Annotated in this window: 13 protein-coding genes; 6 read left to right on the top strand and 7 right to left on the bottom strand. The window is 72.7% G+C overall.

What is annotated here, in order from left to right; all coding sequences use genetic code 11:
- Positions 1–7: 7 nt before the first annotated feature.
- The 4 genes from ISU07_RS17075 to ISU07_RS17060 form a co-directional block, all read right to left on the bottom strand.
- Positions 8–772, bottom strand: coding sequence for a sulfite exporter TauE/SafE family protein (locus ISU07_RS17075; protein ID WP_194708031.1), 765 nt, complete (start codon positions 770–772; stop codon positions 8–10).
- Position 773: 1 nt separating this feature from the next.
- Complete coding sequence (locus tag ISU07_RS17070; protein ID WP_194708030.1) at positions 774–1928, bottom strand: SPFH domain-containing protein; 1155 nt, start codon at positions 1926–1928, stop codon at positions 774–776.
- A gap of 34 nt (positions 1929–1962) precedes the next feature.
- A complete protein-coding gene (locus tag ISU07_RS17065; RefSeq protein ID WP_194708029.1) occupies positions 1963–2427 on the bottom strand; it encodes an NfeD family protein in 465 nt (154 codons plus the stop codon).
- A 123-nt stretch (positions 2428–2550) separates the two neighbouring features.
- On the bottom strand, positions 2551–3351 hold the full coding sequence (locus ISU07_RS17060; protein WP_194708028.1) for an ABC transporter ATP-binding protein: 801 nt from the start codon (positions 3349–3351) through the stop codon (positions 2551–2553).
- Between the two features lie 52 nt (positions 3352–3403).
- Between ISU07_RS17060 and ISU07_RS17055 the strand changes: the two genes are divergently transcribed.
- Positions 3404–4144: a hypothetical protein gene (locus tag ISU07_RS17055; protein ID WP_194708027.1), complete on the top strand. Its 741-nt coding sequence runs from the start codon at positions 3404–3406 to the stop codon at positions 4142–4144.
- An 8-nt stretch (positions 4145–4152) separates the two neighbouring features.
- Here ISU07_RS17055 and ISU07_RS17050 read toward each other — a convergent pair whose 3' ends face one another.
- Positions 4153–4509, bottom strand: coding sequence for a VOC family protein (locus ISU07_RS17050; RefSeq protein WP_194708026.1), 357 nt, complete (start codon positions 4507–4509; stop codon positions 4153–4155).
- A gap of 59 nt (positions 4510–4568) precedes the next feature.
- Here ISU07_RS17050 and serB point away from each other — a divergent pair, with 59 nt between their 5' ends.
- On the top strand, positions 4569–5813 hold the full coding sequence (gene serB / locus ISU07_RS17045) for a phosphoserine phosphatase SerB (RefSeq protein WP_194708025.1): 1245 nt from the start codon (positions 4569–4571) through the stop codon (positions 5811–5813).
- Positions 5814–5850: 37 nt separating this feature from the next.
- On the opposite strand, the gene ISU07_RS17040 is transcribed toward serB, so the two are convergent.
- Positions 5851–6387, bottom strand: coding sequence for a SixA phosphatase family protein (locus tag ISU07_RS17040; protein WP_323742672.1), 537 nt, complete (start codon positions 6385–6387; stop codon positions 5851–5853).
- A gap of 34 nt (positions 6388–6421) precedes the next feature.
- Here ISU07_RS17040 and ISU07_RS17035 point away from each other — a divergent pair, with 34 nt between their 5' ends.
- Genes ISU07_RS17035 through ISU07_RS17020 form a run of 4 tightly spaced genes read left to right on the top strand, consistent with a single transcriptional unit; the run spans position 6422 to position 12278 of the window.
- Positions 6422–7438 carry a cyanophycinase gene (locus ISU07_RS17035; protein WP_194708023.1) on the top strand — a complete coding sequence of 339 codons (1017 nt, stop codon included), beginning with the start codon at positions 6422–6424 and terminating at the stop codon, positions 7436–7438.
- Entirely contained in the window at positions 7435–10206 is a 2772-nt protein-coding gene (cphA, locus tag ISU07_RS17030; protein WP_323742671.1) for a cyanophycin synthetase, read from the top strand. Before ISU07_RS17035 ends, cphA begins: the two co-directional genes overlap by 4 nt.
- Positions 10203–11519, top strand: a complete 1317-nt coding sequence (locus ISU07_RS17025; RefSeq protein ID WP_194708022.1) for a serine hydrolase domain-containing protein — start codon at positions 10203–10205, stop codon at positions 11517–11519. Before cphA ends, ISU07_RS17025 begins: the two co-directional genes overlap by 4 nt.
- A gap of 42 nt (positions 11520–11561) precedes the next feature.
- Complete coding sequence (locus tag ISU07_RS17020; protein ID WP_194708021.1) at positions 11562–12278, top strand: metallophosphoesterase family protein; 717 nt, start codon at positions 11562–11564, stop codon at positions 12276–12278.
- Here ISU07_RS17020 and ISU07_RS17015 read toward each other — a convergent pair.
- Entirely contained in the window at positions 12275–12766 is a 492-nt protein-coding gene (locus tag ISU07_RS17015) for a cyclic nucleotide-binding domain-containing protein (RefSeq protein ID WP_194708020.1), read from the bottom strand. The genes ISU07_RS17020 and ISU07_RS17015 overlap by 4 nt on opposite strands.
- Between the last annotated feature and the right edge of the window lie 88 nt (positions 12767–12854).

Raw genomic sequence — 12854 nt, 5'->3', positions numbered from 1 at the left:
TAGGGCGTCAGTCGACCAGCAACGCCAGGAGCGCCACGACGCCGACCACGACGATGACGCCGCGCAACACCGCGGGCGGGAGCCGGCGGCCGACGGTTGCCCCCAGCTGTCCGCCGATGACCGAGCCGACGGCCAGCACGCCGGCCACCGCCCAGTCGACGTCCGCGACCGCGATGAACACCAGCGCGGCGACGGTGTTCACGATCAGCGAGAGCACGTTCTTGGTCGCGTTGTGCCGCTGCAACGTGTCGACGAGGCCGATGCCGAGCACAGCGGTGAGCAGGACGCCCTGGGCGGCGCCGAAGTACCCGCCGTACACCCCCAACAGCAGGATCGCCGGCCACACCCACCACCCGCCGTGGTCGGGGATGCCCCCGCGCGACTCGGCGCGCGCGGCCACCGAGCGCTGGACCCGCGGGCCGATGACGACCAGCAGCACGCCGAGACCCACCAGGGCCGGCACGATCGCATCGAACGCCGAGCTGGGCAGCCACAGCAGCAGGCCCGCCCCGATGGCCGCGCCGATCAGGGAGGCCGGGCCGAGGCGCAGCAGCCGCGGCCGCTGGCCGCCGAGCTCGCTGCGGTAGCCGATCGCCCCGGACAGCGTCCCGGGCACCAGCCCGACCGTGTTCGAGACGTTCGCGGTCACCGGCGGCACGCCGAAGGCGAGCAGCGTCGGGAACGTGATCAGCGTGCCCGAGCCCACGACGGCGTTGATGGCCCCCGCGGCGCACCCCGCGAACAGGATGGCCACGACCTCGAACGGCGTCACCTCATGTCGTCGGCGGCGTCGCGGGCGGTTCCTCGGCCGGTGCGTCCCCCGCCGCGTCGTCGGCCGGCGCCGCGTCCGGCGTGCCGCGACCCGAGCCCGGGTTGGCGGCGTGCTCGGCCTCGGCGATGGCGTCCTCGACGGCCTTGGTGGTGCTCGACAGCTCGTTGTCGAGACCGCCGCTCAGCACGGCGGGCTCGGTGGAGCCGTAGTCGACCCGGTGCCGCACGCCGCCGCTCTTCTGCGGGATCCCGGCCACCTCGCCGATGGACGACCCCAGACCCTCGAGCGCCTTGGTGATCTCGCTCGGGATGACCCACACCTTGTTGGCATCGCCCTCGGCGATCTTGGGCAGCATCTGGAGGTACTGGTAGGCCAGCAGCGACTGGTCCGGCTGACCGTCGTGGATCGCCTGGAACACGTTGGTGATGGCCTGTGCCTCGCCCTGGGCCCGCAGGATCGCCGACTCCCGGTTGGCCTGGGCACGCAGGATCAACGACTCCCGGTCACCCTCGGCGTTGAGGATCATGGACTGCTTGTTGCCCTCGGCCGTCAGGATCGCGGCCTGCCGCTGACCCTCGGCCGTCAGGATGACGGCGCGCTTCTCGCGGTCCGCCCGCATCTGCTTCTCCATCGAGTCCTTGATCGACGGAGGCGGGTCGATGCCCTTCAGCTCGACACGGTTGACGCGGATGCCCCACTTGCCGGTGGCCTCGTCGAGCACGCCCCGCAGTCCGGAGTTGATCTGGTCGCGGCTGGTCAGCGTCTCCTCGAGGTCCATGCCGCCGACGATGTTGCGCAGCGTGGTCATGGTCAGCTGCTCGATGGCCTGGATGTAGTTGGCGATCTCGTAGGTCGCCGCGATCGGGTCGGTGACCTGGAAGTAGATGACCGTGTCGATCGAGACCACCAGGTTGTCCTCGGTGATCACCGGCTGCGGCGGGAAGCTGACGACCTGCTCGCGCAGGTCGATGAGGTAGCGGACCTTGTCGACGAACGGCACCACGACGTTCAGGCCGGCCGGGAGCGTCTCCTTGTACTTGCCGAACCGCTCCACGATGCCTGCCCGGGCCTGCGGGACGATCCGCACCGTCCGCGCCAGCAGCACGACGACGAACAGCACGAACAGAGCGATGATGCCGAGCGCGTACGGGTTCACGTGAGGCTCCCAGTGGGTGCGAGTAGGTGGTGACTCACGGCTCGATCGCCGTGTGGGCCGGGTGGACGTAGACGGTCGCGCCCTTCATGGCCAGCACGTCGACCGTCTCGCCGGGCTTGATGGTGAGCGAGTCGTCGTACGGCTGGGCGGTCCAGATCTCGCCGGCGAGCTTGACCCGGCCGGGCTTGTGGCTGGTGACCTCCTCGGTGACGATCGCCTGCCGGCCGACCAGCTTGCTGTGGCCGAGCTGGAGGTCCGGCCCGGTGTGCAGCCGCTTGACGAGGTTCGGGCGGACCAGGGCGAGCATGGCCACGGAGGCCGCGCCCGCGACCAGCACCTGGAGGATCACCGCGGCGCCGATCGCGCCGGTGATCGCGCCGGCGATGCAGCCGACGGCCAGCATCAGCAGGATCAGGTCGAGGCTGAGGAGCTCCGCCGCGCCGAGAGCAACGGCCAGAGCGAGCCACCCCGCCCAGAGGTTGTCGCCCAGCCAGTCCATGTCAGGAGCCTAGCCCGGCACGAGGAACGAGCGCAGGGCGTCGCGAGGGAGGTCGAGCAAGCCTGCGACCGAGCCTGCGAGGTCGCAACGGCGCGTCGAGACCCAGCACCTCCTCGACGTCGACTACGCCCGGTGCCGCCGCGAGCGCCTGCGGGCGGCGTACCGGCCGCCCTCGTGGGACAGCACCAGCGGCATCCGGAACGTGGCGGTGAGGTTGGCCTCGGTGATGACCTCCGCCATCGGCCCGGACGCGACGACCTGACCGTCGCGCAGCAGCATGGCGTGCGTGAAGTTCGGCGGGATCTCCTCGACGTGGTGGGACACCAGCACCGTCGCCGGCGACGAGGCGGCACCCGCCAGCACCGACAGCGTGGAGACGAGGTCCTCCCGGCCGCCGAGGTCGAGCCCGGCCGCAGGCTCGTCCAGGAGCAACAGCTCGGGGTCGGTCATCAGGGCGCGGGCGATCTGCACGCGCTTGCGCTCCCCCTCGCTGAGAGTGCCGAAGGTCCGGTCGGCGAGCCGGGTCGCCCCCACCTCGGCGAGCAGCTCGTCGGCCCGCTCGTAGTCGAGCTCGTCGTAGGTCTCGCGCCAGCGGCCGACGATGCCGTACCCGGCCGACACGACCACGTCGACGACCTTCTCCTCGCGCGGGATGCGCTCGGCCAGCGCGGCACTGGTCACGCCGATGCGCGGGCGCAGCTCGAACACGTCGACCGTGCCGAGCACCTCGCCCAGGATGCCGGCCACCCCGTCGGTCGGGTGGATCATCGCGGCGGCCACCTGCATCAATGTGGTCTTGCCGGCGCCGTTCGGCCCGAGCACCACCCACCGGTCCGGCTCGTCGACGCGCCACGAGATGCGGTCGAGCAGCGTCGAGGTCCCCCGCCGCACCGTCACGTCGGCGAACTCGAGGACGGCGGGCACGCGCCCCACCGTATCCAAGAGGGACCGCTCCCCCGGCGTATCCTCGCGGGCCGTGACCACACGCCAGACGATCGAGCTGCCGGCGTCCGCCCGGCTGGCCTGGTGGGGCACCGCGTGGCTGCGAGGAAGCGTGGTCACCGACCTCGTCGTCGACGCCGTCATCGGCGACGACGCGACGCACAAGGTGCTCGGACTCGCCGGCGCGGACGTGCCCGAGGGCATCGCGACGGCGCTCGGCGCCCTGCGCACGGCCGGCGTCGAGCACCTGGGCCTGGCCTGGCCGGCGGAAGGCGACCCGGCCGGCCTCGGCGGTCCGCCCGAGCTCAACGCCGCGGCCCTCGAGGCCGGTGAGGCCGTCCTCGCCGGTGCCCGGGCGCTGGTGCCGGTCCGCGAGGGCGCCGTCGTCTTCTGGCACGCGTACGCCGCCCGGCCGCGGCCGCTGACCGACGTCGGGGAGGCGGACCGCGCGCTGCGGGGCGCGCTGGTCGGCGCCGCCGACGAGCTGGCCGCCCTCGACGTCGCGCGGTGGCGGCCCGAGGTCGCCGACGAGCTGAGCAACCTGCGCCGGGCCCCCCGGCTCGATGCCCCGCCGGACACGCCGCCGCGGTGCGTGGAGCTGGCCGCCCGGGCCCTGCAGGCGGCCGCCATCGTCGACCTCGCGCTCGCCGACGACGGCGCCGCGGTCAGCGCGGCGGAGGCCGACCGGCGCCGGCAGGCGCTCCGGGGGCTGGCCACCGCGGCCCGGCACGCGCTGGTGGCGGCCTGCTCACCCGAGGTCTGGCCACCGGCCTGAGCGGGGCCCTAGGCCGGCGTCCAGACGGCGAGCTGGTTGCCGCTGTTGTCCTGGAACAGGAACCGCCGGCCGCCCGGGAACTCGTAGGGACCCTCGGTGACCGTGCCGCCCGCGGCCTCGACCGCGGCCACGCTGCCCTCGAGGTCGTCGGAGTAGAGGATCACCAGGGACCCGCCCGGCCCGGGCTGGCGGCCCACCCCGAGACCGCCGACCTCACCGTCGCCGGAGCGGTTGCGGATGCCGGCGTACTCAGGGCCGTAGTCGTTGAACTGCCACCCGAACGCCTGCTCGTAGAACGCCTTGGACGCCTCGAGGTCGCTCACGTTGAGCTCGATGTAGTCGATCGTGTGATGGGTGTGAGCCATGTCCACCAACCTAGACGCGGCCACCGACCCCCGGGCCCACGGCGTAGCCTGCTCCCGCGATGACCGCGAGCGACGCCGACCCGGATCGGGCGGACAACGAGCCAGGGACCCTCCTCATCACGCTGGTCGGCAAGGACCGCCCGGGCGTCACCTCGGCGATCTTCCAGGCCCTTGCGAGCGCCGGGGTCGAGGTCGTCGACATCGAGCAGATCGTGCTGCGGCGGCGGCTGATCCTCGGCGTGCTCGTCACCGCCCCGCGCGACTGGAAGAAGCTGCGCACGCGGATCCAGGAGACCGCCGAGGAGCTCGGGATGAGCGCCGACGTCGACCGGGGCACCGGCGACAACCGCCAGCGCCCGGACGGCCGCTCGCACGTCACGGTGATCGGAGCGCCGCTGAAGGCGCGGGCCTTCTCGGCGGTCGCGGGCCGGATCGCCGACGCCGGCGCCAACATCGACCGCATCGAGCGGATGGCGAGGTACCCCGTCACCGCGATCGACCTCCACGTCTCCGGCGTCGACACCGAGAAGCTGCGCTCGGTCCTGGCGGCCGAGGCCGCCGAGCAGAGCCTGGACATCGCGGTGCAGCCGGCCAACCTCAGCCGCCACGGCATGCGGCTGATCGTGCTCGACGTCGACTCCACGCTCATCCAGGGCGAGATCATCGAGATGCTGGCGGCCCACGCCGGCCTGGAGGCGGAGGTCGCGGCGGTCACCGAGGCGGCGATGCGCGGGGACCTGGACTTCGAGGAGGCGCTGCGCGAGCGGGTCGCCCGTCTCGAAGGGCTCGACGCCGGCGTGCTCGACCAGGTGTACGACGACATCCAGCTCACCCCCGGGGTGCGCACCATGGTGCGGACCCTCCGCCGCCTGGGCTACCGGTTCGCCATCGTGTCCGGCGGCTTCAGTCAGATCACCGACCGGCTCGCCGAGGACCTGGGCATCCACTACTCGCGGGCCAACGAGCTCGAGATCCTCGACGGCCGGCTGACCGGCCGGATCGTCGGCGACGTGGTCGACCGCGCCGGCAAGGCGACCGCGCTGCGGCAGTTCGCCGAGGACGTCGGCGTCCCGCTCTCCGCCGTCGTGGCGATCGGCGACGGCGCCAACGACCTCGACATGCTGAACGCCGCCGGCCTCGGCATCGCCTACAACGCCAAGCCGGTGCTCCGCGAAGCCGCCGACACGGCGGTCAACGTGCCCTACCTGGACGCGATCATGTACATCCTCGGCATCAGCCGCGAGGAGATCGAGGCGGCCGACGCCGCCGAGGGGTTCACCACCCCGGCCCCGCCCGTCTCGTGACGGTCGCGGGCGCGACCTCCTCGACCAGCGGGAAGGGTCAGCCGCGGCCGATGTGGTAGGCCACGAGACGCGCGCCGGCCTCGGCGAGGTCGCCCCAGTCCCCGTCGTACTCGAACAGCGCGACGGCGCTGGTCGGGTAGCCCGACATCATCTCCGACGAGACCGCCGGGTCGCCCTCGCCGTCGTCGAGCAGCGACGCGAGGTAGGCCATGGTCGGGTTGTGGCCGATCACGATGATGGAGGTGACCTCCGCGAGGGTCTCGCGCACCAGGTCGAGGGCGGTCTCGGGACCGGCGCCGTAGAGCACCTGGGAGAGGTCGGGGTCGACGTCGTACCCGCCTCCCGACGCGACGCTCCGCCACGTGCCGATGGTGCGGTGCGCGGCCGAGACCAGGGCCCGGTCGGGCGTGAAGCCCTGGCGCGCCAGCCAGGCACCGGTGTCCTCGGAGTCCGCGTGCCCGCGGTCGGCGAGCTCCCGCTCGAAGTCGGTGCGGCCGGTCTGCTCGGCCTTGCCGTGCCGCATCACCGCGATGCGGCGGCTGCGCGCTCCGGGCGTCGGCCCCTGGTCCTGCACGCGCCAACTCTTGCACCGGCTAGCCTGCGGTGTCATGCCTCTGACCAGCCCGGACCGGACGACCGGACCGCTCATGGTCATCGGCGGCGCCGAGGACAAGCTGCGCAAGCGCACGATCCTCAAGGAGTTCGTCTCCGCCAGCGGCGGTGCCGACGCGCGCATCGCGCTCATCCCCACCGCGTCGTCGTTGGGCGACGAGGTCGTCGAGGTGTACGACGCCCTCTTCCGGCGACTGGGCGCCGGCGAGGTCGTGCCCGTGCGGCCCCAGAGCCGCGAGGAGGCGCACGACCCGGACCTGGTCAAGGCGGTCGGTGAGGCCACCGGCGTCTTCATGACCGGCGGCAACCAGCTGAAGCTGTCCGCGATCATCTGCGGCACGCCGCTGGGCGACGCGATCGTGGAGGCGCACGAGCGGGGGGCGGTCGTCGGCGGCACGTCGGCCGGCGCGAGCATCCAGTCCTCGCACATGGTGGCCTTCGGCGTGGGCGGTGCGACGCCCAAGCAGCGGATGACGCAGGTCGCGGCCGGGCTCGGACTGGTCAAGAGCGCCGTGATCGACCAGCACTTCGACCAGCGCAACCGCTACGGGCGGCTGCTGATGATCGTGGCCCAGTCGCCGCAGCTGCTCGGGATCGGCGTGGACGAGGACACCTGCGCGCTCATCACCGTGGAGGAGGACGCCGACGAGGTGCCCCACGAGGTGCTCCGCGTCATCGGCCGTGGGTCGGTGACGATCTTCGACCCCGCCTCCATCGTGTCCAACGCCCACGAGGCCAAGCGCTCCTCACCCCTGCTGGCCAGCGGCGTGCTGCTGCACGTCCTGCCGGCCGGGGCGGCCTACGACCTCACCACCCGCACGCTCGTGCCGCAGCCTGCGGCCATCGACCCGGAGGACGCCGCCGAGCTGGCCGAGGCCCAGCGCGACATGCGCCAGCTGGCCCGCGACATCGCGGCCGCCGACGCGAGCCCGGCCGCCCTCCGTAGACGTCTGGCCCGCACGCGCACCAAGATCGGACCGAACCCCGACCCCCTGGAGGGACCCGTCTCGTGACCGAACGCCCCACGCCGGACCTGACCATCCTCGAGACGAGGGTCTACCGGGGGGCCAACATCTGGTCCTACGAGCAGGCCATCCACCTCGTCGTCGACCTCGGCCGCCTCGAGGAGCACCCGACCAACACGCTGCCCGGCTTCACCGAGCACCTGCTGGAGATGCTGCCCGGCCTGCAGAACCACTCGTGCTCCCGCGGGCGCCGGGGCGGCTTCGTCGAGCGGCTCAACGAGGGCACGTGGCTCGGCCACGTCGCCGAGCACTGCGCGCTCGCCCTCCAGCAGGTCGTCGGCCACGACATCCGCCGCGGCAAGACGCGGATGGTGAAGGGCCGCAAGGGCGTCTACAACATCATCTACGGGTACGCCGACGAGCAGGTCGGACTCGCCGCGGGGCGGCTGGCCGTCCGGCTGGTCAACCACCTGGTGCAGGCCGACCCCGAGTTCGACTGGGACGCCGAGCTCGAGAGCTTCATCCTGCGCGCCGAGCGGACCGCGTTCGGCCCGTCCACGCAAGCGATCCTCGATGAGGCGGTGTCGCGGGACATCCCGTGGATCCGGCTCAATCAGTACTCCCTCGTCCAGCTCGGCCAGGGCGTCCACGCCAAGCGCATCCGGGCGACCATGACGTCCGCGACGTCGGCCATCGCCGTCGACGTGGCCTCCGACAAGGACCTCACCACCCGCCTGCTCGGCGCGGCCGGCCTGCCGGTGCCGAAGCAGGAGTCGGTGCGCAGCGTCGAGGGCGCCGTCGCGGCCGCGAAGCGGGTCGGCTTCCCGGTGGTCGTCAAGCCGCTCGACGGCAACCACGGCCGCGGGGTGTGCCTCGACCTCCGTGACGAGGAGGCCGTGCGCGAGGCCTACGACATCGCCAAGGAGCAGAGCCGCCGCGGCACGGTCATCGTCGAGTCCTTCGTGACCGGCAAGGACTACCGCTGCCTGATCGTCGACGGCCGGATGGTGGCGATCGCCGAGCGGGTGCCGGCCCACGTCGTCGGGGACGGTACGTCGACCGTGGAGCAGCTGGTCGAGCTGACCAACGCCGACCCGCGGCGCGGGGTCGGCCACGAGAAGGTGCTCACCCGCATCAAGGTCGACGCGGCCGCCAAGGAGGTCCTGGCCGGCCAGGGCCACACCCTCGAGTCGGTCCCGGAGAACGGCGAGATGGTCAAGCTCGCCCTCACCGGCAACATGTCGACCGGCGGCATCTCCATCGACCGCACGTTCGACGCCCACCCGGAGAACGTTGACATCGCCGAGGAGGCCGCCCGCATGGTCGGCCTGGACATCGCCGGCATCGACTTCATCTGTCCCGACATCACCGAGCCGGTGCGCGAGACCGGTGGCGCGATCTGCGAGGTGAACGCGGCGCCCGGGTTCCGGATGCACACCCACCCCACCATCGGGGAGCCGCAGTTCATCGCCAAGCCGGTCGTCGACATGCTCTTCCCGCCCGGCGCGCCGGCCCGGATCCCGATCGTCGCGGTCACCGGCACCAACGGGAAGACGACGACCAGCCGGATGATCGCCCACATCTTCAAGGGGATGGGACGCAAGGTCGGCATGACCTCCACCGACGGCGTCGTGATCGACGAGCGGCTGCTGATCCGCGCGGACGCGTCCGGACCGCGCAGCGCCAAGATGGTGCTGCAGAACCCTCGCGTCGACTTCGCCGTCTTCGAGGTGGCCCGCGGGGGCATCCTGCGCGAGGGCCTCGGCTACGAGCGCAACGACGTCGCCGTCGTGCTGAACGTGCAGCCCGACCACCTCGGCCTGCGCGGCATCGACACCGTCGAGCAGCTCGCCGACGTGAAGGCCGTGCTCGTCGAGGCGGTGCCCCGGGACGGGCACGCCGTGCTCAACGCCGACGACCCGCTGGTCCGGGAGATGCGGCGCCGTTGCTCCGGCCAGGTCGTGTGGTTCTCCATGGAGGAGCCGGGCTCCGAGGTGCGCGAGATGATCGAGGGGCACTGCCGCCGCGGCGGCAAGGCACTGGTCCTCAACCCGTCCGACCGCGGCGAGATGATCGTGGTCAAGCACGGCCGGCGCGAGATGCAGCTGGCCTGGACGCACCTGCTGCCCGCGACGTTCAGCGGCCGGGCCCGGATGAACGTCCAGAACGCCCTGGCGGCCGCAGCGGCGGCGTTCGCGGCCGGCGCTCCGCTGCACGACATCCGGCAAGGCCTGCGCACGTTCTCGACCAACTACTACCTCGCGCCCGGGCGTCTCAACGAGGTCGACGTGAACGGCGTCAACGTGATCGTCGACTACTGCCACAACGCTCCGGGCATGAGGATGCTCGGCGACTTCGTCGACCGCGTGGGCGAGTCGCTCTCCCACGACCTGGCCCGCCCGTCGCGCATCGGAGTCATCGCCACCGCCGGCGACCGTCGAGACGAGGACATGCGCGAGCTGGGCGAGATCGCGTCGCGGCACTTCGACGTGGTCATCGTGCGCGAGGACCAGAACCTCCGCGGCCGCAAGGCCGGCGAGGTGGCCGGTCTCGTGGTCGAGGGCGTGAAGGCCGGGATGGCCGACGGCGGCCGGTGCAAGCAGGTCGAGGAGGTGCTCGACGAGATCAAGGCGGTCCGGCACGCGATGGCGCGGGCGAACGTCGGCGACCTCGTCGTCTTCTGCGTCGACAAGCACCCCGCCGTGATGACCGAGCTGGAGAACTGGTCGCAGCAGGCCTACGCCGGCGCCGCGGCCAACCCCTCCGCACCTGCCGCCGACCCCGACTACGTGCCGGCCGAGCCCGCCTCGACGTGATCGCCGAGAGGCTGGCGGAGCTCGCTCGGGAGACGTCGGTCCCCGGCGCCGTGCTCGGCGTCTGGCGGGACGACGACCTGTCGGTGACGCCGTACGGCGTCGTGAGCACGCGCACCGGTCAGCCGACGGTCGCCGACAGCGTCTTCCAGATCGGGTCCGTCACCAAGACGTGGACCGGCACCATGACGGCCCAGCTCGTCGAGGAAGGGCGGCTGACGTACGACGCGACGCTGGCCGACCTCTTGCCCGGCGTACGTCTCGGCCGTGACGACGCGGCCGGCCGGATCACGGTGCGACACCTGCTGACCCACAGCAGCGGGCTGGACGGCGACGTGTTCGACGACACGGGCCGCGGCGACGACGCGGTCGAGAAGTACGTCGGGCTGCTGGCCGACGTGGAGCGGGCGTTCGAGCCGGGCGCGGCGTACTCCTACTGCAACAGCGGCTTCGTCCTGCTCGGCCGGGTCATCGAGGTGCTCGACGGGCGCACGTGGGACGAGTCGCTGCGCGAGCGGCTGGTCAGGCCGCTCGGACTGGCCGACACGGTGACGCTGCCCGAGGAGGCGATCCTCCGCTCCGCCGCGGTCGGCCACCGCGACCCCCCGGACGTGGTGCCGTACGACACCTGGACGCTCCCCCGCGCGATCGGTCCCGCCGGCCTGATCACGTGCTCGGCCGCCGACCTGCTGACCTACGCGCGGCTGCACCTGGACCGCGGGCGGGAGCTGCTCTCCGAGGACGCCACCACCGCGATGTGGGAGGAGCAGCTGCCGATCCCCGAACAGCTCGGCGGGATCGGGCTGTCGTGGCGCGTCGCCACCTGGGACGGCACGCGCGTGCTGGCCCACGACGGCGGCACCGTCGGCCAGATCGCCAAGCTGCGGCTGCTCCCCGACCACGGCTTCGCCCTGTGCCTGCTGACGAACTCCGCGAACGGCGACGCCCTGGCCGAGCGGCTGCTGCCCGAGGTGTTCCCCGAGCTCGTCGGCGTGACCGTGCCGGAGCTCCCGCTGCCCGACCCCGCCGTGTCCGTGATCGGGCTCGAGCGGCACGCCGGCCGGTACTCCCGGCGCGGCGTCGACTTCGACGTCGAGCCCGGCGACGGCGAGCTGCGGGTGACCATCCGGCCGCACTTCGGCATCGGCGGGTTCGACGAGGTCGAGACGGTCACGATGCTCGCGACCGACGGGTCCGGCGACCGGTTCGCCGGCCGCCCGGACCCGACCGAAGCCTGGTGGCGCATCGCCTTCGCGACGCTTCCCGACGGCCGGGCCCAGCTGTTCTCCTCGGGCCGGGTGGCGCCCCGGGTGTGAGACCCGTCGGCCGTACGCCGCGGCGTACGGGAGGATCCGGCCATGCGGATCCTGGTGCTGTCGGACCTGCACTACCGGCTTCCGCACTACGACTGGCTGCTCGGCGCCGCCGAGAAGGTGGACGCCGTCGCGATCGTCGGCGACCTGGCCGACGTGGTCAGCCCCGTGCCGCACGACGTGCAGGCGGTGGTCGTGGCGGAGTACCTGGGCCGGCTGGCCGAGCGGACGACCGTGCTCGCGGCGTCCGGCAACCACGACCTCGACGGTCCCGGGGCGCACGGCGAGCAGGTGGCGACCTGGCTGCGCAGGCTCGACCACGAGCGCCTGCACGTCGACGGAGCCTCGGTGGACGTCGGGGACACCCGGTTCACCGTCTGCCCGTGGTGGGACGGGCCGCTCACTCGCGAGGAGGTCGGCGAGCAGCTGGCCGCCGCGGCGGTCGACCGACCGGCGCGGTGGGTGTGGCTGTACCACGCGCCTCCGGCGGGCACGCCGCTGTGCCACGACGGGCGGCGTACCTTCCCCGACCAGGACCTGGCCGACTGGATCGCCGAGCACGGTCCGGACGTGGTGCTCTGCGGCCACATCCACCAGTCCCCGTGGGCCGACGGCGGCGGCTGGCACGCGCGTCTCGGCAACACCTGGGTCTTCAACGCGGGCAAGGCCATCGGGCCGGTGCCGGCGCACATCACGCTGGACACCGAGGCGATGACGGCGGACTGGTTCGGGGTGTACGAGTCGGAGCTGGTCGCCCTCTAGTGCACGTGGTCGCCCTCGGGGTCGCGGGCCGATCCGGTCGAGGGGCGTGGCGCCTGGTGGTGGACGAGGCGGTCGAGGATCTGGTCGACCATGCCGAGGTGGCCTCCAGCGTCGGCGAACTGTCGCTTGACGTCGACGAGGTACTGCGTGAGCCCGTCCAGGCGGCCCGCCGTCGTCCGGAGCACGGCGAGCGCGGCTCCGGGGTGCTCGGTGAGGAACGCCTCCGCGTCCTCGACCACGCGTACCTCGACCTCGTCGACCGCGCGGACCGTCGCGGTCGCCGGCTTCCCCAGGACGACCGACATCTCCCCGAACACCGCGCCGGGGTGGTCGATGCGGGCGAAGGCGACGCCGTCGTGCTCGACGACGACGCCCCCGGAGACCAGGACGAGCAGCCGCCCGGCGGGCGCGCCCTCCTCGATCACCACGTCGCCCGCGGGCACCGTCACGGACGGAAGGTCGGCGGTGAGCCCCAGCAGGTCGGCCACGAGCCCCAGTGTGGTGTCACCGGCCGAGGGTGCCTTCCCGGATCTGCCTGGTGAGACCGGCCGGGGCAGTCAGGCGACCCCGCCGGTT

Origin of the sequence: Nocardioides islandensis (genome assembly GCF_015352455.1) — a bacterium.
Classification (GTDB): Bacteria; Actinomycetota; Actinomycetes; order Propionibacteriales; family Nocardioidaceae; genus Nocardioides; species Nocardioides islandensis.
Note: the sequence above shows the minus strand (reverse complement) of the source record. Positions and strands in the feature narration are given on the sequence as shown.